General features: G+C 65.2%; 29 protein-coding genes. 28 read left to right on the plus strand and 1 reads right to left on the minus strand.

Translation table 11 applies throughout. The annotated features are described in order from the left end of the window. Positions 1 to 2 precede the first annotated feature (2 nt). From L6Q67_RS20385 to L6Q67_RS20465, 17 genes are all read left to right on the plus strand, one after another. Positions 3 to 593, plus strand: a complete 591-nt coding sequence (locus L6Q67_RS20385) for a hypothetical protein (RefSeq protein WP_296574044.1) — start codon at positions 3 to 5, stop codon at positions 591 to 593. Further along, positions 593 to 892 carry a hypothetical protein gene (locus tag L6Q67_RS20390; RefSeq protein ID WP_296574047.1) on the plus strand — a complete coding sequence of 100 codons (300 nt, stop codon included), beginning with the start codon at positions 593 to 595 and terminating at the stop codon, positions 890 to 892. Before L6Q67_RS20385 ends, L6Q67_RS20390 begins: the two co-directional genes overlap by 1 nt. After that, a complete protein-coding gene (locus L6Q67_RS20395) occupies positions 892 to 1,110 on the plus strand; it encodes a hypothetical protein (RefSeq protein WP_296574050.1) in 219 nt (72 codons plus the stop codon). Before L6Q67_RS20390 ends, L6Q67_RS20395 begins: the two co-directional genes overlap by 1 nt. Beyond that, positions 1,110 to 1,538 carry a hypothetical protein gene (locus L6Q67_RS20400; protein WP_296574053.1) on the plus strand — a complete coding sequence of 143 codons (429 nt, stop codon included), beginning with the start codon at positions 1,110 to 1,112 and terminating at the stop codon, positions 1,536 to 1,538. The genes L6Q67_RS20395 and L6Q67_RS20400 overlap by 1 nt, the downstream gene beginning before the upstream one ends. Before the next feature lie 68 nt (positions 1,539 to 1,606). Further along, the gene (locus L6Q67_RS20405; protein ID WP_296574057.1) at positions 1,607 to 2,074 is read left to right on the plus strand and encodes a regulatory protein GemA; all 468 of its coding nucleotides are present in this window, start codon (positions 1,607 to 1,609) and stop codon (positions 2,072 to 2,074) included. Between the two features lie 2 nt (positions 2,075 to 2,076). After that, entirely contained in the window at positions 2,077 to 2,499 is a 423-nt protein-coding gene (locus L6Q67_RS20410) for a Mor transcription activator family protein (protein WP_296574060.1), read from the plus strand. 24 nt (positions 2,500 to 2,523) lie between these two features. Continuing rightward, positions 2,524 to 2,970, plus strand: coding sequence for a hypothetical protein (locus L6Q67_RS20415; RefSeq protein WP_296574063.1), 447 nt, complete (start codon positions 2,524 to 2,526; stop codon positions 2,968 to 2,970). 50 nt (positions 2,971 to 3,020) lie between these two features. Next, complete coding sequence (locus L6Q67_RS20420) at positions 3,021 to 3,509, plus strand: DUF4124 domain-containing protein (RefSeq protein ID WP_296574066.1); 489 nt, start codon at positions 3,021 to 3,023, stop codon at positions 3,507 to 3,509. A gap of 107 nt (positions 3,510 to 3,616) precedes the next feature. Beyond that, complete coding sequence (locus L6Q67_RS20425; RefSeq protein WP_296574069.1) at positions 3,617 to 3,829, plus strand: hypothetical protein; 213 nt, start codon at positions 3,617 to 3,619, stop codon at positions 3,827 to 3,829. A gap of 2 nt (positions 3,830 to 3,831) precedes the next feature. Beyond that, positions 3,832 to 4,227, plus strand: coding sequence for a hypothetical protein (locus L6Q67_RS20430; protein WP_296574074.1), 396 nt, complete (start codon positions 3,832 to 3,834; stop codon positions 4,225 to 4,227). Further along, positions 4,224 to 4,790, plus strand: a complete 567-nt coding sequence (locus L6Q67_RS20435) for a hypothetical protein (protein ID WP_296574077.1) — start codon at positions 4,224 to 4,226, stop codon at positions 4,788 to 4,790. Before L6Q67_RS20430 ends, L6Q67_RS20435 begins: the two co-directional genes overlap by 4 nt. After that, entirely contained in the window at positions 4,790 to 5,293 is a 504-nt protein-coding gene (locus L6Q67_RS20440) for a hypothetical protein (RefSeq protein WP_296574079.1), read from the plus strand. Before L6Q67_RS20435 ends, L6Q67_RS20440 begins: the two co-directional genes overlap by 1 nt. Next, complete coding sequence (locus L6Q67_RS20445) at positions 5,290 to 5,700, plus strand: hypothetical protein (RefSeq protein WP_296574082.1); 411 nt, start codon at positions 5,290 to 5,292, stop codon at positions 5,698 to 5,700. Before L6Q67_RS20440 ends, L6Q67_RS20445 begins: the two co-directional genes overlap by 4 nt. Beyond that, positions 5,697 to 5,966, plus strand: coding sequence for a hypothetical protein (locus tag L6Q67_RS20450; protein WP_296574085.1), 270 nt, complete (start codon positions 5,697 to 5,699; stop codon positions 5,964 to 5,966). The genes L6Q67_RS20445 and L6Q67_RS20450 overlap by 4 nt, the downstream gene beginning before the upstream one ends. Before the next feature lie 189 nt (positions 5,967 to 6,155). Further along, a complete protein-coding gene (locus L6Q67_RS20455; RefSeq protein ID WP_296574087.1) occupies positions 6,156 to 6,656 on the plus strand; it encodes a DUF1804 family protein in 501 nt (166 codons plus the stop codon). Between the two features lie 61 nt (positions 6,657 to 6,717). Beyond that, the gene (locus tag L6Q67_RS20460; protein ID WP_296574090.1) at positions 6,718 to 6,882 is read left to right on the plus strand and encodes a hypothetical protein; all 165 of its coding nucleotides are present in this window, start codon (positions 6,718 to 6,720) and stop codon (positions 6,880 to 6,882) included. Next, the gene (locus L6Q67_RS20465; RefSeq protein WP_296574094.1) at positions 6,879 to 8,666 is read left to right on the plus strand and encodes a hypothetical protein; all 1,788 of its coding nucleotides are present in this window, start codon (positions 6,879 to 6,881) and stop codon (positions 8,664 to 8,666) included. The genes L6Q67_RS20460 and L6Q67_RS20465 overlap by 4 nt, the downstream gene beginning before the upstream one ends. Positions 8,667 to 8,677: 11 nt before the next feature. On the opposite strand, the gene L6Q67_RS20470 is transcribed toward L6Q67_RS20465, so the two are convergent. Next, a complete protein-coding gene (locus L6Q67_RS20470; RefSeq protein WP_296574097.1) occupies positions 8,678 to 9,034 on the minus strand; it encodes a hypothetical protein in 357 nt (118 codons plus the stop codon). Between the two features lie 40 nt (positions 9,035 to 9,074). Here L6Q67_RS20470 and L6Q67_RS20475 point away from each other — a divergent pair, with 40 nt between their 5' ends. The 11 genes from L6Q67_RS20475 to L6Q67_RS20525 all read left to right on the plus strand — a co-directional run bounded on the left by L6Q67_RS20475 (position 9,075) and on the right by L6Q67_RS20525 (position 17,623). After that, complete coding sequence (locus tag L6Q67_RS20475) at positions 9,075 to 10,670, plus strand: DUF935 domain-containing protein (protein WP_296574100.1); 1,596 nt, start codon at positions 9,075 to 9,077, stop codon at positions 10,668 to 10,670. Then, a complete protein-coding gene (locus L6Q67_RS20480; protein ID WP_296574102.1) occupies positions 10,663 to 12,018 on the plus strand; it encodes a phage minor head protein in 1,356 nt (451 codons plus the stop codon). Before L6Q67_RS20475 ends, L6Q67_RS20480 begins: the two co-directional genes overlap by 8 nt. A 115-nt stretch (positions 12,019 to 12,133) precedes the next feature. Next, entirely contained in the window at positions 12,134 to 12,589 is a 456-nt protein-coding gene (locus tag L6Q67_RS20485; protein WP_296574105.1) for a phage virion morphogenesis protein, read from the plus strand. A 183-nt stretch (positions 12,590 to 12,772) separates the two neighbouring features. After that, positions 12,773 to 13,852 carry a phage protease gene (locus L6Q67_RS20490; RefSeq protein WP_296574108.1) on the plus strand — a complete coding sequence of 360 codons (1,080 nt, stop codon included), beginning with the start codon at positions 12,773 to 12,775 and terminating at the stop codon, positions 13,850 to 13,852. Positions 13,853 to 13,855: 3 nt separating this feature from the next. Beyond that, the gene (locus L6Q67_RS20495; protein WP_296574111.1) at positions 13,856 to 14,266 is read left to right on the plus strand and encodes a hypothetical protein; all 411 of its coding nucleotides are present in this window, start codon (positions 13,856 to 13,858) and stop codon (positions 14,264 to 14,266) included. Positions 14,267 to 14,281: 15 nt separating this feature from the next. Then, positions 14,282 to 15,178: a Mu-like prophage major head subunit gpT family protein gene (locus L6Q67_RS20500; RefSeq protein WP_296574113.1), complete on the plus strand. Its 897-nt coding sequence runs from the start codon at positions 14,282 to 14,284 to the stop codon at positions 15,176 to 15,178. A 3-nt stretch (positions 15,179 to 15,181) separates the two neighbouring features. Next, positions 15,182 to 15,661 carry a hypothetical protein gene (locus L6Q67_RS20505; RefSeq protein WP_296574116.1) on the plus strand — a complete coding sequence of 160 codons (480 nt, stop codon included), beginning with the start codon at positions 15,182 to 15,184 and terminating at the stop codon, positions 15,659 to 15,661. Beyond that, entirely contained in the window at positions 15,658 to 16,068 is a 411-nt protein-coding gene (locus tag L6Q67_RS20510; RefSeq protein ID WP_296574118.1) for a hypothetical protein, read from the plus strand. The genes L6Q67_RS20505 and L6Q67_RS20510 overlap by 4 nt, the downstream gene beginning before the upstream one ends. A gap of 3 nt (positions 16,069 to 16,071) precedes the next feature. Next, complete coding sequence (locus L6Q67_RS20515) at positions 16,072 to 16,836, plus strand: hypothetical protein (protein ID WP_296574121.1); 765 nt, start codon at positions 16,072 to 16,074, stop codon at positions 16,834 to 16,836. Next, positions 16,833 to 17,201, plus strand: a complete 369-nt coding sequence (locus L6Q67_RS20520; protein WP_296574123.1) for a hypothetical protein — start codon at positions 16,833 to 16,835, stop codon at positions 17,199 to 17,201. The genes L6Q67_RS20515 and L6Q67_RS20520 overlap by 4 nt, the downstream gene beginning before the upstream one ends. A 140-nt stretch (positions 17,202 to 17,341) precedes the next feature. After that, positions 17,342 to 17,623, plus strand: a complete 282-nt coding sequence (locus tag L6Q67_RS20525) for a hypothetical protein (RefSeq protein WP_296574126.1) — start codon at positions 17,342 to 17,344, stop codon at positions 17,621 to 17,623. Positions 17,624 to 17,739: the final 116 nt, after the last annotated feature.

A 17,739-nucleotide genomic window follows, 5' to 3' on the forward strand; every position in this document is an offset into this window, starting at 1 on the left:
CAATGACCACCATCACCATCAAGGACATCCGCGCCGCCGCCGAGCAGCTCGGCCGCGCCCACGCAGCCGTTGAGGCCGTGGCCGCCGAATGCCGCACTGCGCTCGAAGCCGCGTGCCGGCCCATTTACCAGAAGTTCCAGGGCACGATTGATCAGGCCGCCGAGAGCAAGGCCGAAGCCAACCGCATGCTTATGGATCTCCTCAACGCCGCCCCGCAGCTTTTCGCCAAGTCGCCGCGGTCCATCGCCGTTGATGGCGTGCGTGCCGGCTACCGCAAGGGTGAGGCCGCGCTCGACTGGGACGACGACGAGATTGTCATCAAGCGGATCCGCGCGCTGATCCCCGACCAGGCCGATCTGCTCATCCGCACCGAAGAGTCGCTCGTTGTCGATGGCCTCACCCAGCTCCCCAGCAACTCGCTCCAGGCCCTCGGCATCCGCCGCATCCCCGGCGTGGATGCACCCTTCGTCACGATCGGAAACTCCGAGCTCGACGCCCTGGTGAAAGCCATCGTCGCCGCAGCCCAGCAGCGCCAGGGCGAAGACGACAAGCCCAAGAAGAAGGGCCGGGCCAAAATCAAGGACGCCGCGTGATGGCCCGCACAAGCACAATCCACATCCGCCAAGGCCGCCGGGGGACGACCATCCGCGCCACCGGCGGCGCGGCCCAGGCGCTGTGCGAAGCCATCGTCGGCTCAGCGATCAGCGTGCAGCAGCAAGTCGAGCCCTGGCCCTTAGGGGCCACGGTGAAACTGATCTGGGTTGGCCCTGGCCGGTGCAGCTCTGAGCCCGGCTGGGGCCGGCACGGGCCCGATGGCCGTGTGCTCTCGCTGCATGACGAGTGCGAACTCGACATGTCCGTGTGGAGCATCTCTGAAGAGAGGCGCGCGTGATGGCCGGAATCGCATCTCTGCGGCTGATCGGCAAAGGCCATATGTCGGTGCTGTGCATCATCGACAAAGACAAGGCCCCCGAAGTCGGCCAGGCAATCAAAGCCCTCACCGCTGCCGCGCGGTCTCCCCTTGAACTGAAGCTCGTCAGCGACACCGGCGAAGTGTTGGCGCATGAGGAGTCCCCGACTGTGCCGGCCTGTCGAGCAGGGAGGTGGTGATGTCGCAACTCACCAAGGTTCAGCGCGATGAACTGGTGTCGAAGATGGACACCCCGTATTGCTCCATCAAGCTCCGTTGCGATGGATATGAGATCGGCATCCAGACCGGCCGAATCGGCAAAGTGGGCATGCGCTTTGCCTTCGCGGTGTACGTCGATGGATGGTTCAAGGGGGAATGGTCGGACGCAACGCAGTCCTTCCCCGAGCAGAAGTTCTTGAAGCGCGTCGAGAGGAGCCTTTTCTCACCGAAGGAGAAGGCTCTGATGATCAAGACGGCAAAAGTTCTTGGTACGACGCGTGCGAAGGCGACCGTCGATGCCAATAGGACCTACGCCTACTTCACCCAAGTATTCCCCAGCGCCAAAGCGGTTGTCGCTCACCTCCACAAAGTGTGCGACTCGATCGAGGAGCTGCCCTATATCCCGTAGTCGCCTCACTCGATGCCCCCGTTACCTCGGGGGCATCCGGTCAGCCGATTAACGACCAGGAGACCACCATGATTCCAGCCTGGAACGAAGATGCCCGCAAGTCCCGCATCAAGGCCATCAAAGCCATCACCGGCCGCAAGGGCTTGGCGATGGATGACGACACCTACCGCGCGATGATCTCCGCCCAGGTGCCAGGCAAGCGCAGCGCAACTGAGCTGAGCGTGCCGCAGCTCGACAAGGTGCTGAACCACCTGAAGCGCCTTCAAGAGCGGCCGGCGGCGGGCAACCCCGAAGAGTGGCGCTTTGTCTTCCGTCTCGCGACAGATCGACAGCCACACGCCCGCCGGATCTACCGACTTGCGGAGCGCATCGGCCCGCTGATGGTCCCGCCGGCCCCCGTCGCATCCAAGGCCTACATCGAAGGCATCGCGCAGCAGATGCTCCAGTGCGACACCGTGCTGGAGTTCTGCAGCCCTGAGCTGCTGCACAAGATCGTCCAGGCGCTGGAAGTGTTCTGCCGCCGGCACGGGGTTTGATCATGCTGCCCCCCATCATCGAGCAGCTCGTCTCGCTCATCGGCATCGAAGCCGTCCAGGCGCTCGTCGAAGCCCGTCTGCTGGGCTATCGGCAGCGCGTTGGCCGCTCGAGGGACTGCGAGTGGTGGCGCGAGTGGTCCGACGTCGTTGGCGACGGTGCTGCGGACACCGTCATGCAAGCGTGGGCGGGCGAGGACATCTACTTCCCGGCCTGCTACGACGCAGTCCGCCTCGAGAGAAACAGGCAGATCGTTGCGCGCTACGACGCGCTGATCGCCGATGGCACCAGCGCTCGCCGCGCAGTGCGCCAGCTGTGCCGTGCGTTCCGGCTGTCTGATCGTCAGATCGAGTCCATCGTCAATCGCCCGGTCCAGCAGATCTCGGACGATGAGCGCGATGTTTCGCGGCAGCTCGGCCTTTTCTAAGCACTGACCCAACGGAGATTGAACATGGACATGCAGCAAATCATCAGCGACCTTTTCGACTCAGCCCTGAGGGTTGAGAAGCTCATCCACATCGGCACCATGTGCATGGATGACAGCTGGCCCGACATCGCCTCCGAGTCGTTTGAAGAGGATTTCAACGACGTGTGGGCTGCCATGGGGATCTCAGAGCCGGACGAGAGCTGCGAGAGCGAGTGGAGCGAGTGGAGCGAGGCGCTCAGAGATGCTCGCAAGCTCGGATTTCTTGTTCAGTTTGCAACCCCGGTCCCGGATCGATTTTACGATGGGGGCAGCTACTCGTTCTCGTGGGCTTGCTACACCCTGCACTGGATCTACGACGACAGCCTTGAAAGCGCATGCGTGCGAGCCCTGGAGTGGAAGGAAGAATTCATCGAGAAGAAGCGGGCCAACGCGCTGAAAACCAATCCCTTATCCCTGAGAGATTGCGACTGATACAGTCCGATCTACTTTAGAATTCCATCATCATGAATGCAGGAGAGGCCATGAAACAGCTACTCGTTCTCGCCGCGTTGCTTTGCGCTGTGCCGGCGGCCGCGCAAGTCTACAAGTGCAAGGAAGGGGCGACGACTGTGTTCTCAGCACAGCCCTGTTCGCCGACGGCGCAGGCTGTCGATGTGCGGCCCGCATCGGGAGCTTCCCGGCACAGCCCGCAGCCGGAGGCTGCAGCCCGCCAAGCCGGAGACTTGGCGAGCTCACCAGCGGAGCGCATGCGCCGTCAGGCAGACGGAATGCAGCTTGAGCGTGAGCTCAAAGATGCCCAGGCGCTGAGGGACAAGCTGGTGCGTGACCGCGAGGACGAGCTGGATGCGCTCAGGCGGAAGAAGCCCTTGGCGAATAACAACCTCGCAGGGGCAACCTGGCTGCAGTCCATCTCGGCAGAGATGCAAGTCGTGTCCGACAACTACGCAGAGAGGATTCGCGATGTTGATGCCCGGATCGCTCAGTACAAGGCGAAGATCGCAGGCCGATAGCAAACCCCAGCGTCCCCCACCAACCCCGCCCCGTGCGGGGTTTTTTACGCCCCTCGCCGAACCTCTTCGACCTCGCCGCAGCCCCGCGCGCACGCGAGGATGCGGGCATGCAATCGCTTCCCGCGCCCCTCGCTGCTCACCCCCCCATCGTCAAGCTGTGCGGCTTCTGCTCGCACTGGAAGCCCCACGCCCCTGAGTCGTCTGCCCACCCCCGGGGTGATGCAGCGCTGGAGGCGCAGGGTCTGCGCCCGTGCGCTATCGGGGGGCAGTCCTGGCGTTACCTGAGCGCGGGCCACCGCTGCCACATCACCGGGGTTTGACCATGGCCGTCACTGTCACGCTAACCATTCCGCCCTTCGCCCCGGCCGAGCCGCCGGTGGAGATGGACATGCACCACATCTTTTCCAGCGGCGAGATGCTCGACACGCCCACCAAGACCCTCCATCTGCGCGTGGGGCTCGAGAACAGCATCGTCATGCACTCGCGGATGGCGCTTGTCGTGCAGCGCGGCACGCGGGATCGTCTCCCGCTCGACATCACCCACGGCGACAAGGGGATGACGCGCGGCCTGTCGCTCGTCGAGATCTGCCTGGGCGATCAGGGCGAGCCCGGCATCGAGCTGAGCCGCCGCCGTGTGCCGCCCGGCGAGCGCGTGATGGTGGCGCTGGAGCGTGCGGACGTGCTCGTGATCCGCGAGATCGAGGAGCCCTCAACGTGACGGTCCGCACTGCGATGGCCATCGCTGTTGCCACGGGTGGCGTCACGCTCGCCAGCGTGCCGCTGATGCAGCACCTGAGCGCAGCCGAGGACGGCGGCAAGGTGCGCCCCGTCTATGCCGACAAGCTAGCTGGCGGCCTGCCCACGGCCTGTCTGGGCATCACGAAGCACACCAGTCCCTACCCTGTGATCGTCGGCGAGGTGTGGTCCGAAGCCAAGTGCCTCGAAGTCGGCGCTCGCGTCGTTCGCAAGCAGCAGCTCGCCCTGGCCGACTGCCTGGATGTCGTTGTGCCCCAGCCCGTGTTCGACGCTCTCACGTCTCACGCCCACAACCTGGGCCTGCCGAATACCTGCGCCAGCCGGGCGGTGGGGCTCATCAACGCGGGGCGCCTGGCCGATGGCTGCGATGCCATCGCCCACGCCCCGGACCGCAAGACCCCGGTGTGGTCGTACGTGCGGACGGGCAAGGTGCTGCCCGACGGCAAGCACGAGCTCCGTTACGTGCAGGGCCTTTACAACCGGCGTCTCGTCGAGCGTGCCATGTGCCTTCGGGGGCTCAAGTGATGGGGCCGCTCAAGCTGTCGGGCGCATTGCCAGTGGCCCTGGGGATTGCCCTGGTTGTTGGCATCGCGATCGGCGCGGGCGCAGCCGTCGTCGTCAAGAACGGGCAGATCGCACTCATCGAGCGCAACCACGCACGACAAGCCGCCCGCGACCAGGCCGCCCAGCTCGCGCAGCTGCGGGCCGCACAGGCCCTGGGTGACGGGCTCACAAACGATCTGCTGGCCGCCCGCGCCGAAGCAGATCAACTCCAGGAGCAACTCCATGCCGCGCTCTCCCGCGTTACCACTGGCCGCCCTTGTCTGGGCGGCGGTGCTCTCCGGCTGCTCGACCGTGCCGCCCGCACCGACCTGCCCCAGGCCGCCGGCCGCGCTGATGCAGCGGATGCCGCCTCAACTGCCACAGATACCCAGGTCGCCCAGTGGGCCGGTAGCGCCATCCATCAATACGCAGAGTGCGCCCGGCGCCTCGACGCCCTGATCCAGTTTAACGAGGCCCCGCAGTGATCATCGAAATCAACTATCTCACCGTCGTCATCGCCGGTGCCGTCCTGTCCGCCTTTGCCGGCGTCCTGTGGGCCGTGGGCCGCACCTTCTTGCAGCAATACGGTTCGATGCTGGCTGATCAGCTGGCTGCGCACCGGGCCAGCGAGCAGAAGGTCGCGGCGGACATTCAGGCTCGCCTCGACAGGATGGAGTCGGACCAGGCAGCCAAGCTGCGTGCGATCGATCTTGAGCTTGATGCGCTTCGCAGCTCCAGCGCGAAGGCGCTGACGCACGGCGATCTCGATGATCTCTACGTCAAAGTCAACGCCACGTCGAACAGCGTTTCCAAGATGGAAGGGCTGCTCTCCAACGTCAACGACACGCTGCGGATGATCCTCTCCCGCATTGCCGATAAAGGACTGTCATGACCACTGCCGCCTCCCGCCTTGCCACGGCGACCCGCCGCCGCGCCATCCTTACCGTCCTGTTCTTCGCCCCGTCCCGCACGCTTCCGGTGCCGCGCATCGTCCGGCAGATCGAAGAGCTCCACGGCCAGATCGCCTCCAGCTCCACGGTCCGCGCCGACCTGATCGTGATGGCCGACCAGGGCTACATCATTTGCATGGAAGACGCGAACACCCTCACCGAGTCCGGCCGCGACGTGGTGATGGATCGCATTGAAATCGCCGTGTAGCCATGGCAAGCAAACGACGCCTGCGCCGTAAGGCGTGCACCGGAAAGATCCGGCACGCCGACGCGCTGGCAGCCTTCGCCCACATCCACGCTCTGTTCCGCAGCAAGGGCTATCAGGGGCACCTCAACGCGTACCGCTGCTGCTACTGCGGCGGTTACCACGTCGGCCACGCGCCGAGGAAGTAACGCTATGGCTCATTCCGACGACACTCGCCGGGCAGTGCGTTCGTCCTTCGTCTATGACCAGCTCGGGCTGGAGATCGCCGCCGTCAAGCATGGCGTGCCAGTCGCCACCGCCCGGCGCTGGATCCGCGAAGCACGCGACGCCGGAGACGACTGGGAGAAGGCTCGCGCCGCCCAGATGATCGCAGGCGGCGGCATGGAAGCGATCGCCCGACAGACCATGGCCATGTTCTCCCAGCAGGCCCAGGCCACGATGCAGATGCTGCAGGACGATGCCCAGATCCCGCCGCTGGAACGCGGCAAGGCACTGGCCAGCCTGGCCGACAGCTTCACCAAACTGGTGTCGGCCAACTCCCGGCTCATGCCCGAGACCGACAAGTTGGCCGTGGCGATGGACGTTGTGAAGCGTCTGCGTGACTTCATTCAGTCCAACTACCCGCAACACGGCGGGGCCTTTGCCGAAGTGCTCATGCCCTTCGGCGAAGAGATTGCGAGGGCATATGGCTAAGATTTCGGCGGCAACACGTCATGCACTCAGCGTCATTGCACACATGGCGATGGCTCAGGACATGGACAAGAAAGTCTTTCAGAAGCAGGGCGTCAGTGGCTTCTACGACAACTGGCTCAAGACACAGACTGCGCAAGACCGGGCCATCATTGCCGAGCTCCAGAAGATCGGCCAGCAAGCTCGGGCAGACGTAGCCCGCATGATGACGAGCGAGGCCAACGGGTGAGCACGAAGGGCCAGGTCTCTGAAAAGGACTTCCTCGCCGAGCTTGCGGAAATCGGCCGGACAGCCCGGGCTGAACTCGAAGCCAGGCAGATCGGCCTCGACCCGTCGCCAGAGGCACGAGCCGCTCGCCGCCGCCGCGTGCTGGTGGAGCGGGACTTCGAGTTCTTCGCCTACACCTACATGCCGCACCACATCCGGCCGCCGGCAAGCGACTTTCATCGGCACTTCTTTAACCGCTACCCGCAGATCCTCGACCAGCCCGGCGGCGCGAAGGAGTGGTGGGTTGCACCCCGCGGCGAGGCCAAGTCCTCGCTCACCACCAAGGTCGGCCCGGTGTGGTGCGCCGTGCGGGCACTGCTCCAGCAGGAGAAGATCCGCAACGAGGTCGGCTGGCCCGCGGTGCAGCCCCTGCCGTACTTCATCGACTACATCAACATGCTCGGCGCCGAGACCAAGCTGCCGACCAAGCTGCTCGAGGTCGTGAAAGCCGAGCTGCTCTACAACGCCGCGTTGAACCTGGACTTTCCCGAAGCCTGCGGTGGTACCAAGAACTGGAAAATCGGCGAGTTCACGACCCGGGCCGGCGTGAAGATGGAAGCCTTCGGCGCCGAGCAGGCTATCCGGGGTACCTTCCACGGCGCATCACGCCCGAAGCTGCTCCTCGGCGATGACCTCATCACCGACAAGGAAGCCAAGAGCCCGACCGAGTGCACGAACCGCTGGGACTGGCTTGAAAAGGCCATCGACTTTCTCGGCCCACCGGACGGTACCGCCAAGTATGTGGGCGTCGGCACCGTCCTCAACAAGAACGACCCCATCAGCCGGGCCAAGGGTGCCATCGGCCACCTGGTGCATCACTTCCGGGCCATCGTGCAGCTGCCCGCCAACATGCACCTGTGGGAGCAATGCCAGGCCGTCATGCTCAATGACGACAAGCCCGCAGAGGAAGAGGCCAGCGCCGCCGGCAAAGTGCTGGGCAGCGAGGATCTGCCGTCCTTCAAGTTCTACCTGGCGAACAAGGCCGCGATGGACGAAGGCGCCGAGATCTCGTGGCCCGGAGTGCGCTCCCTCTTCTGGCTCATGCGCCAGCGCGCCAAGAATGCCAAGGCCTTCGGCACAGAGATGCAGGGCGACCCGCGGAGCGACGAAGACAAGGTGTTCTCCCCCGTCCGCTTCTTTGTCTCCCGGCTCCCGCACTGGGTCTTCTTCGGGGCCTGCGACCCTTCCATGGGCAGGGGCAGCACGTCGGACCCCTCCGCCATCGTCGGCGGTGGATGGGATCGTCAGCGCAAGAAGCTCCACGTCGTGCACGCCGAGATCAAGCGGCGGGTGCAATCCAAACTGGAGTCGGACCTGATCACCTTTCAGCGGGAATTCAACTGCCAGGGCATCGCGTTCGAGAACAACAATGCGTACGAATCCATGCGCGGAACGCTGGTCAAGAACGCACTGGACAAGGGTGTGGCGCTACCGCTGATCGGCGTTACCGCTACCGTCGAGCAAGAGATTCGCATCGACAGCCTGGAGCCCTTCATCACCGATGCGCTGGACCCGTCCATCCTGTTCTCCCCGGCGCTGACCATGCTGCTCGCCGAGCTGGACACCTGGCCCGAGGCGCAGCCCGGGCACCACTACGACGGGCTCTGCGCGCTGCACCTGCTCTGGCACCTCGCCGTTACGCGCGGGCTGTACGCCAACGGCGAAGGGTTTCAATCAGTCGGGCGCCACGGTTCGTCGAACGGTGACCCCGACCACGCCCAATCCAGCTCCCGCAGGATGTTCTAGCGATGAACCCTTTACCCCTGCTTCGGGTGACGCACCTGCTCGCCGCCGGCCTGCGCCTCATAAATGGACTTGAGCCGAAGGAACTCGGCCTCGTCAATTTCCCGCTCCCCACCCCAGGGCGACCGGATCTCAAAGGCATTCAGCGCATTGGCTTGCGTTCCGTACTGCGCCTGGGAGAAGTACTCCAAGCGCGGATCACGGGTGCCCAGCTCCCAACGTCCATCAACCCGTCGGTTCTGAGCCGAGATCACCTCGGCCGTCTGGGTGATTCGCCACGTATCGCTATTGACCACCTCGACGCGCGGTTCGGACAGGACCCAGTAAAGCGTTTGGGCCGGCTCGTTATGAAAGTAACGGGGATCGCTCATAAGAATTCCAAATGTCATTTTATGGAAACCCAGTGTAATCATGGCCTCGCTACTTGACCAGCACGGCAACCCCTTCCGCCTCGCCGATATCGCCGAGCCCCAAACCGCACGCGTCGCGGTGCTGCAGAACCAGGTCATCCAGTCCCAGCTCGACGGTCTCACCCCCGCCAAAGCGGCGCGGATGCTACGCGATGCAGACGCCGGCAACATCGTGGCGCAGCACCAGCTCTTCGACGACATGCTCGACCGGGACAGCCACCTGCGCTGCGAATGGGACAAGCGCTGCGCGGCCCCCACCACCCTCGACTGGAGCATCGAACCGCCGGCCAACGCCACCGCCCAGGAGAAAGCCAGCGCGGCCTGGGTCGAAGAGGTGCTGCGTGATGTGGTCGATGACTTTGAGGACGTGCTCATCGCCATGCAAGAGGCCATCGGTCATGGCTTCTCGGGAATCGAGGTCGAGTGGAAGCGCTGGGGCAAGGAATGGATCCCGTCTTTCCACCCCCGCCCGCAAACCTGGTTCCAGCTCGACAGCACCCGCCGGCACATCCGCCTGCAGAATGGCTCCGCCGATGGCGCCGCACTGCTCCCCATGGGCTGGATCTTCCACACCCCGCGCAAGGTGAAAACGGGCTACACCTCCCGGGCCGGCCTGTTCCGGCCGGCCGTGTGGCCCTTCTTGTACAAGGCCTACTCGGTGGGCGACTTCGCGGAGTTCCTGGAGACCTACGGGCTCCCGATCATCGTCGGCAAGTTCCCACCGGGCGCGTCCGACGAAGAGAAGGCCAGCCTGTTCCGGGCCGTCACAGCGCTTGGTCACGACGCCCGGGCCATCATGCCGGAAGGCATGCAGATCGAGATCCAGGCAGTCACGGGCGGCGCCGGCGGATCACACCACCTGGCAATGGTCGACTGGGCTGATCGCGCCCACTCCAAGTTGGTGCTCGGCCAAGTGTTGTCCGCCGAGGCGAAAGCTACGGGGCTCGGCTCTGGCGTAGCAGACCTGCAGGGCGAGGTACGCGACGACATCAAGGCCAGCGACGCCCGACAGCTCGCCGCAACGCTGACACGCGACCTTGTCTACCCCATGATCGTGCTCAACCGCGGGGGCGTCGACGGCTTGCGCCGTTGCCCCCGCCTGGTCTTCGACTTAGGCGGGGCGGAGGATCTCAAGCTCTATTCCGAGGCCTTGCCCACGCTCGCAGAAAACGGCGCCCGTATCCCCGTGCCCTGGGTCCACCAAAAGCTGCGCATTCCCGAAGCCCAAGGCGACGAGCCCGTGTTCGGCCGGCCGCAGCCCAGCCCCCCCGTGCCGCCGGCGGCACCCACCGTGCCACCCGCAACCCTGCGCGCAGCGCTGGCTGCTCTGGCAGCAACCCGGCCGCCCGCACCAGACGGCATCGACACCCTGGTGGACGCCGCCCTGCAAGATTGGCAGCCCGTGATGCAGCCCCTGGTCGATCCCATCCAGGCTGCCATGGACGCCTCCGCCCAGGCAGGCGAAACCGCCGAGCAGTTCCTGGCACGCCTGCCGGCGCTGCTCACGCAGATGGACGTTACCGAGCTGACCGCCGCGCTGGCCCATGCGGCTTTCACCGCCCGCCTGGGCGCCCGTGCCGGGCTGGTTGATGACTGATCGCCTCGCAGCCCTTGCGCGCTCCGGCCCGGCCCCCACGCCGGCGCAGGAGTTCGCCCGCCTTTACAAGCTCACGCCCGAGGAGGCCGTGCGTTACCTGCAGGGCCGCGACCAGGTCGAACCCACCTACGACTGGCGGGACATGTGGCAGGAGGAGCACGCCGAGAAGTTCACCATCTCGCGCCTGTCCCGGGCCGACCTCCTCAAGTCCCTGCAAGATGGCATCACCGCCTCTGTGGAGGGCGACCTCACCCGACGGGACTGGACCAAGTCCGCCACGCGCCTGCTCGCCAAGGAAGGCTGGTGGGGCGAGGTCACGCAGATCGACCCCAGCACCGGCGAAGCGGTGACCACCACCTTCGACAAAGCCCGCCTCAAGCTCATCTTCGATACCAACACCCGGGTCGCCTACAGCGCCGGGCAATGGGAGCGCATCCAGGATGCAAAGCTGACGCACCCCTACGTGCGCTACATCACCCAAGGCGACGAGTTGGTGCGTGCCTCTCACCGCCCCTGGAACAACGTGACGCTCCCGGCCGAGGATCCCTTCTGGAACACTCACTGGCCACCCAACGGCTGGCGCTGCCGCTGCCGCGTCCAGTCCATGACCCGACGCGAGTACGACCGCCTCAAGGCCGACGGCGCCATCGTCACCGAGCGGCCGCCCACCAAGACCCGGGAATGGACCAACGGCCGCACTGGCGAAGTACTCGACGTGCCGATAGGCATCGACCCCGGCTGGGCCTACAACCCGGGCCAGGCCGGCGCCCGCCGCGCCGAGCTGGCGCGCCTGGCGGCCAACAAGATCGCCACCGCCCCGGCGGCCTTGGGCGCCGAAGCCTGGCAGGACGTAGGCCCGGCAGTGGCGCCGGCCCTCGCCGAGGAATACCGCGCCTGGCTCAAGGAGCTGCCCGACAACCCCAAGGCCAAGGGGCGCACCCCGATCATCGGCGCCATCCACCCGGAAGACCTGCGCTGGCTTGCGGATAAGGATCTGCCACAGCCCAGCCATGCAGAGATAGGCGTATCCAGCGGGCCGATCGTCGGGCCCAAGGCGCGCCGGCATGAGGCACAAGGCAATGCGTTACCCGACCAGGTGTGGGAGAACCTCCCCGAGCTGATCGCCGAACCGCTCGCTGTGCTTTACGACAATCAGAACGGCACGCTGCTTTACATCCTGCCGGATGCCTCCGCGCGGCGCGGACAGCTTGCGATGGAGTTCGAGTTTGCGTCGAAGAACAAGACCAACGTGGTGATATCGGGATACCGCCCGCTGCTGAAAAACCTGCGCGAACGGATCGCAGCGGGGGACTTGACGATGATGAGGGGAGATCTTGGTGAGGAGTGAGAGCGGGAGGCCGGCCGTCCCTCCATACACGCCCGTCGCGCAAGGCGAACATCGCATGAGCGTGGATGCCGATTCCCACGCCTCGCTCTCACTCCAATTTTAGGCGGATAGCCCCATGATTACCATCACCCTGGATTCGGATGACATCGGCCCGGTGCTCAAGCGCCTCCAGGGCCGCATGCGCAACCTCCGCCCCGCCATGGCCGGCATCGGCATGGAGCTCGAAAACCGGGTGCGCAACCGCTTCGACTCCCGCACCGACCCCAACGGCGCCCAGTGGGCGGCCTGGTCACCGAGCACCGTCGAGTCCTACCCGAAGGACGCGCACCGCAAATTGCTCGACCGCTACGGCGACATGATGGCCAGCCTCAACTACCAGGCCGATGCCGAGAGCGTGGCCATCGGCTTCGGCCAGCCCTACGCCACGTATCACGAGTTTGGCACCACACGCATGCCCCGGCGCGGCCTCCTCACCGCCGACCCGGAGGCCGGCACCCTGGCTCCGGCCGACGAGCAAGCCATCCTCGACGTGCTCTACGACCTGCTCGACCAGGCCATCAACGGCGTCTGACCCCGGTTTTCAGGATCGGCCCATAGCGCGATTTTGAGGGTGGGGGTGCGGCCACCGTAGCCGCCGCCCCCCGATCGTTGAAATTAACGGGGGAGTAACGGGGTCTGTAGGCCTCGACGCCACCCAGACCGCCGAAGGGGTTCGGCCTCTCGGGCAGGCACGTGCGCGCGCGACCATCGGCGCATGCCCTCCGCCCACGCCCCCACTTCCATCGGTATTGCCGTGCTGACCCTCCGGGTCCGGCCTGGCGAACCGCTGTGCCGGCTCATCCCCGCAGGCCCGTTCGACGCGCCCCGGGGCGCAATGGCGGGTGCCGGCCCGTGGAACCTCACGCCCGGCGCCGCTGCCCGCATCATCGCCGCCAACGCCACCCGCTCGGCGGACATCCCCATCGACTACGAGCACCAGCTCCTGTCCTCCGCCGACAACGGCGAGCCCGCACCCGCCTCGGGCTGGATCTCGCCCCGCACGCTGGTGTTCATCCCCGACGGCCCCGAGCCCGGGCTGTACGGCGCCGTCAAATGGACAGCCCGCGCCGGCGCCATGATCGCCGCCGACGAATACCGCTACCTCTCGCCCGTATTCCCATACGACCCGGCCACGGGCGAACCCCTCGATTTGCTCAACGTTGCCCTGACCAATCAGCCAGGCATCGACGAGCCCATCCGCGCCGCGCTCTCTGCGCGGTTCAAACCCCACCAGGAGACCCCTGTGAACGAAACGCTGAAGAAGTTGCTCCAGGCCTTGGGGCTGCCCGAGACCACTGCCGAGGCGGATGCCCTGGCCGGTGTCGCGGCGCTCAAGGCCAAAGCCGACGCCGCCACGGTGGAGATCGCCAGCCTCAAGGCCGGCGCCGCGGCCCACACCGCCGAGATCGCAGCCCTCAGAGCCGGTGGCGCCAGCGCCCCCGATCCGGCCAAGTACGTGCCGGTGGGCGTTGTGCAGGAGATGCAGCAGCAACTCGCTGCGCTCTCTGCCAGCCAGGCCGACAGCGAAGCCAGCCGCCTCGTCGAACAAGCCATCTCCGAAGGCCGGCTCATCGAAGCCCAGCGCCAGTGGGCCAGCGACCTGGGCAAGAAAGACCTGGCCGCCCTCAAGAGCTACGTTGCCGCCACGCCCGCCATTGCTGCCCTGGGTGGCATGCAGAGCGGCGGCAAGGGCCCGGCTGCGGGCGCCTCTCAACAGTCCGATGCGGATCTCGCCGTGTGCAAGGCCCTGGGCCTCACCGCCGAGCAGTTCGCCGCCGGCAAGCTGGAGCGTTAAGCCATGGCCGCACTCACCGCCCCCCGTAACACCCTCGAACGCGTCGGCCCGATCAACGCGTTCCTGGTCAAAGCCAACACCACCGTGCAACAGGGCAGCCTGGTCGTGCTCGATGCGGGCTATGCCGCCCCGGGCCGTACCGCCGCCGGCCTGATCGCCGCCGGCCGGGCTGAGTCCTCCGTCACCGCCGTCGCTGCAGGATCCGCTCAGGTGCCGGTCAAGGCGGGCACCTTCAAGTTCGGCAACTCCACCGCCGCCGACCTGGTCACCCAGGCCGATGTGGGGGCCGACTGCTACATCGTCGATGACCAGACCGTCGCCAAGACCTCCGGCGGCGCCACCCGCAGCATTGCCGGCAAGATCATCGCCATCGATTCGGATGGCGTGTGGGTCAAGGTCGGCGCAGGCCTTTAACCAGGAGCGAACCTCATGATCATCACCAACGCCACCCTCGCCAGCCTGGCCCAGGGCTTCAACGCCGCATTCATGATGGGCTTCGGCTCGGTCACCCCGAGCTGGCAGCAGATCGCCATGACCATCCCCAGCACTTCCGACGCCGAGAACTACGGCTGGATGAAGGACATGCCGGGCGTCCGCGAATGGATCGGCCCCCGCCAGTACAACAACCTGGAGAGCACCAACGCCCAGCTCAAGAACAAGGACTGGGAGCACACCATCGCCGTCAAGCGCACGGCCATCGACGACGACAAGCTCGGCATCTACACCAACCTCTTCCAGATCCAGGGCGAGATCGTGGGGCGTCACCCGGACGATCTGGTGTGGGGGCTGCTGCCGCAGGGCTTCACCCTCACCGGCTTCGACGGCCAGTACTTCTTCGACACCGACCATCGCACCTTCGGCCGCGACAAGGTCGAGAAGGACTGGAGCAATGTACAGGCCGGCGCCGGCGCACCCTGGTTCCTGCTCGACCTGAGCCGCAGCTTCATGAAGCCCCTGATCTTTCAGGATCGCAAGAAGCCCCAGTTCGTCTCCCGCACCGATCCGGGCGACTCCCGCGTCTTCGACCTGAACGAATACGTCTTCGGTGCCGACGCCCGTTACAACGCCGGCTTCGGCTTCCATCAGCTCGCCTTCGGCTCCAAGGCCGCGCTCAACGCCGCCAACTACGATGCCGCCCGCCTGGCGCTGGCCAGCCAGTTCCGGCCGGACGGCAGCCCCCTCGGCGTGCGTGCCACCCACCTGGTGTGCGGCGCCAGCAACGAGATGCTGGCCAAGGAACTCCTGGAGCGTGAGCGAGACGCAGCCGGCGCCGACAACATCCGGCGCAACACCACCCAGCTCATCGTTAGTCCCTGGCTGGAGTAAGCCATGAGCAAGCCGCGTTCCCAAGCTCCCCGGGCACCCTGGGGTACCGCAGCCGGGGGCGGTAACCCCGGCACCAATACTTCCGCAGCCGACCAGGCAGCCCGAGCGGATGTGTCGGAGAGCGCGGGGGCTTCGGCCCCCGCCAATACGCCTGTCAGTGAAGGCTCGCAGTCCCTCTCCGAGACCGGGAACACTCCCCCGGAGGGGGGGCATACCGAGTCGGCCGGGACGCCAGCCGGCACCGACGTTCCTGGCGTCGAGGATTTCGCCGAAGAGGGCGGCGTCGGCATTCCGGCCAGCGGAATCCTGGCCATCCGTGCCTGCCGCCCCGAGGGCATGCGCCGCGCCGGGCGTTACTGGAGCGGCACGACAACGACGGAAGTGCCCGTCTCCGAGTTTTCCGACGAGCAGCTCGAGCGGCTGCTCACCGAGCCCCTGCTCGATGTCACCACCATCCTGGTCCCACTGGAGGACGCGCCGTGAGCATGCTGCTGGGTCTCGACATGAGCACCAACCCGCCCACACGCCGCGAGCTGCAGTGCGACGCTCAGGGGCGGCTGATCATCTCCGGGACCGTGTCGGGAGGCACTGGCGGCGGATCCTCCGACACCACTGAGGCGACCCAGCTGCAGGTCAAGACGGCAACGCAGGCCACCGCCACGGCAGCGGGCGCCCCCGCTGATGCCCGCGCCCCCTGGTACGACTCTGCGGCGTCGCTGATCTCTCTGATCAAGCTCTCCATAGCAGCATTCGTCGGCGCCGGATCGCGGACCTACATCTACACCGCCGGGGTGCTGACAAGTGAGACTTGGACGCTCTTCGGCACCACCCGAACCAAGACCTACACCTACACCTCCGGCGTGCTGACCGGTGAAAGCGACTGGGTGTAAGCCATGATGGGTTTTGTTCGTAACATGCTGAAATGGGGCGTCGCTCGCTGGTCTGGGGACAGCCTCATAAAGCCGAACGGGACGTCAGTCCTTGTCCCCAAGGTACTAAAGTTCGCTGACTTTGCACCGAGCGTAATCGCATCGCTTGTTTCCGGGGCGACGTACGGCCAGGCTGGCAATCTAGTAACCGTGACAGCTGCCGGCCATGGCATTCCAGCAACAAGGAATGGCTATCGTATTTTTTGGCCTGAATCTGCGGCAATCCCGGCCGGTTGGTACAACAACTTGAATGTTGTTGACGCTAACACCTTCACTTTTCAGAACGCTACGTCTCAGACAGTGGCTCCCGGGACTGCAATAACCGGGGCGCTACCGTATTTGTCGCCCGTAGTGTGCGGCAGCATCACAATTCCAGCTGGAACGCTATCGTCGAACGGGTCGATAAAGATCAATGTGCTCCGTGGGGGCGATACATCGGCATCCACAAAGCTGATGCGGGTCCATCTGAATGGCATCGTTGCGGCCGACCAAAGCACATCCACGACTAGCTATGGCGCGGCATCATTCACGATAGCCAGAATGGGCTCCTTGGGAACGGCGGGGATGCGTTTGCCCGATGGCTCTACATTTGGCTCCGGCAATTACACGGTTTCCAATGCGAGCGCGAATTTCGACAGCGCAGACGTGGTGCTACAAGTTCGATTTAATCTTGTAGCTGCTGCAGGCTGGGGCTCGGTGGATGGCTTGTTCTTGGAGGTTTTCCCGTGACAATCCTGTATCGCACCACCCGGACGGACGCCGAAGCGGTGGCCGGAGAGAAGCAGATCGCTTGGGTTGGGCCAAACAAGTGGGAGGTGCGGACCGGGGTTGATTTGCAGAAAGTCGACGTGCCAACAAAAGTCACCCGCCGTCAGTTTCGCCAGGGCCTTACCCGCCTCGGCTTGCGAGCCGGTGTCGATGCCTGGCGCGCTGGACTCGACACCTCGGCCCAGGCCGGACAGGATGCGGCCGACTGGTACGACGACTCAAACGAGTTCGAGCGGCATAATCCGATCCTCAACGCCATGGCCGCACAATTCGGGCTCTCCTCCGCCCAGGTCGATGCGGCCTTCGTGATGATGGCGGGTTTGTGATGCGTATCGCGCTCTGCTCGTCGCCCAGGATTGGGTCTCTGTTGATACGTGCATTCACGTGGAGCGAGTACAGCCACGCGGCCATCATCGACGGGGATCACGTCATTGAGGCTGTCTGGCCCCGCGTTCGGGAGTGCGCCTTGACTGAGTTCGCGCGCAAACACGCACGGATTGAGTTTATCGACGTGCCGATGCCAGATGAGGACGCCGCGCTATCAGCTGCCCGCTCGCAAGTTGGAAAGGGGTACGACTGGCGTGCGCTACTGGGCATCGTGCTGCGGGCGCGGCGCCTCGCGGAGAAGGACCGCTGGTTCTGTTCGGAGCTTGTCGCATGGGTTGCTGAACAGGGCGGTCGGCCCTTGTTTCGCGGGGAGGTTCTACGCCGTGTGACTCCTCAGCATCTCTGGATGCTTGCTCTATGACCTAGCCGACTGACCCCTCTAGAGTCTGTGGACATTTAATCCCTGCGCTTGCTCAAGGGGCTGTTCACAAAGGCTGATTTCTGTTTACATCCTGTCTTTTGGGTCACGACAGGCAT

Source organism: Zoogloea sp., from assembly GCF_023150065.1.
Lineage (GTDB): Bacteria > Pseudomonadota > Gammaproteobacteria > Burkholderiales > Rhodocyclaceae > Zoogloea.

What these genes read in the sequence shown, in the direction of transcription:
- L6Q67_RS20400 (WP_296574053.1), top strand. Translation starts at nt 1,110, where the DNA reads ATGTCGCAACTCACCAAGGTTCAGCGCGATGAACTGGTGTCGAAGATG.
- L6Q67_RS20515 (WP_296574121.1), top strand. Translation starts at nt 16,072, where the DNA reads ATGATGGGTTTTGTTCGTAACATGCTGAAATGGGGCGTCGCTCGCTGG.
- L6Q67_RS20500 (WP_296574113.1), top strand. Translation starts at nt 14,282, where the DNA reads ATGATCATCACCAACGCCACCCTCGCCAGCCTGGCCCAGGGCTTCAAC.
- L6Q67_RS20485 (WP_296574105.1), top strand. Translation starts at nt 12,134, where the DNA reads ATGATTACCATCACCCTGGATTCGGATGACATCGGCCCGGTGCTCAAG.
- L6Q67_RS20470 (WP_296574097.1), bottom strand. Translation starts at nt 9,034, where the DNA reads ATGAGCGATCCCCGTTACTTTCATAACGAGCCGGCCCAAACGCTTTAC.
- L6Q67_RS20440 (WP_296574079.1), top strand. Translation starts at nt 4,790, where the DNA reads ATGGGGCCGCTCAAGCTGTCGGGCGCATTGCCAGTGGCCCTGGGGATT.
- L6Q67_RS20385 (WP_296574044.1), top strand. Translation starts at nt 3, where the DNA reads ATGACCACCATCACCATCAAGGACATCCGCGCCGCCGCCGAGCAGCTC.
- L6Q67_RS20390 (WP_296574047.1), top strand. Translation starts at nt 593, where the DNA reads ATGGCCCGCACAAGCACAATCCACATCCGCCAAGGCCGCCGGGGGACG.
- L6Q67_RS20475 (WP_296574100.1), top strand. Translation starts at nt 9,075, where the DNA reads ATGGCCTCGCTACTTGACCAGCACGGCAACCCCTTCCGCCTCGCCGAT.
- L6Q67_RS20460 (WP_296574090.1), top strand. Translation starts at nt 6,718, where the DNA reads ATGGACAAGAAAGTCTTTCAGAAGCAGGGCGTCAGTGGCTTCTACGAC.
- L6Q67_RS20430 (WP_296574074.1), top strand. Translation starts at nt 3,832, where the DNA reads ATGGCCGTCACTGTCACGCTAACCATTCCGCCCTTCGCCCCGGCCGAG.
- L6Q67_RS20405 (WP_296574057.1), top strand. Translation starts at nt 1,607, where the DNA reads ATGATTCCAGCCTGGAACGAAGATGCCCGCAAGTCCCGCATCAAGGCC.
- L6Q67_RS20395 (WP_296574050.1), top strand. Translation starts at nt 892, where the DNA reads ATGGCCGGAATCGCATCTCTGCGGCTGATCGGCAAAGGCCATATGTCG.
- L6Q67_RS20425 (WP_296574069.1), top strand. Translation starts at nt 3,617, where the DNA reads ATGCAATCGCTTCCCGCGCCCCTCGCTGCTCACCCCCCCATCGTCAAG.
- L6Q67_RS20410 (WP_296574060.1), top strand. Translation starts at nt 2,077, where the DNA reads ATGCTGCCCCCCATCATCGAGCAGCTCGTCTCGCTCATCGGCATCGAA.
- L6Q67_RS20455 (WP_296574087.1), top strand. Translation starts at nt 6,156, where the DNA reads ATGGCTCATTCCGACGACACTCGCCGGGCAGTGCGTTCGTCCTTCGTC.
- L6Q67_RS20505 (WP_296574116.1), top strand. Translation starts at nt 15,182, where the DNA reads ATGAGCAAGCCGCGTTCCCAAGCTCCCCGGGCACCCTGGGGTACCGCA.
- L6Q67_RS20415 (WP_296574063.1), top strand. Translation starts at nt 2,524, where the DNA reads ATGGACATGCAGCAAATCATCAGCGACCTTTTCGACTCAGCCCTGAGG.
- L6Q67_RS20495 (WP_296574111.1), top strand. Translation starts at nt 13,856, where the DNA reads ATGGCCGCACTCACCGCCCCCCGTAACACCCTCGAACGCGTCGGCCCG.
- L6Q67_RS20450 (WP_296574085.1), top strand. Translation starts at nt 5,697, where the DNA reads ATGACCACTGCCGCCTCCCGCCTTGCCACGGCGACCCGCCGCCGCGCC.
- L6Q67_RS20480 (WP_296574102.1), top strand. Translation starts at nt 10,663, where the DNA reads ATGACTGATCGCCTCGCAGCCCTTGCGCGCTCCGGCCCGGCCCCCACG.
- L6Q67_RS20420 (WP_296574066.1), top strand. Translation starts at nt 3,021, where the DNA reads ATGAAACAGCTACTCGTTCTCGCCGCGTTGCTTTGCGCTGTGCCGGCG.
- L6Q67_RS20490 (WP_296574108.1), top strand. Translation starts at nt 12,773, where the DNA reads ATGCCCTCCGCCCACGCCCCCACTTCCATCGGTATTGCCGTGCTGACC.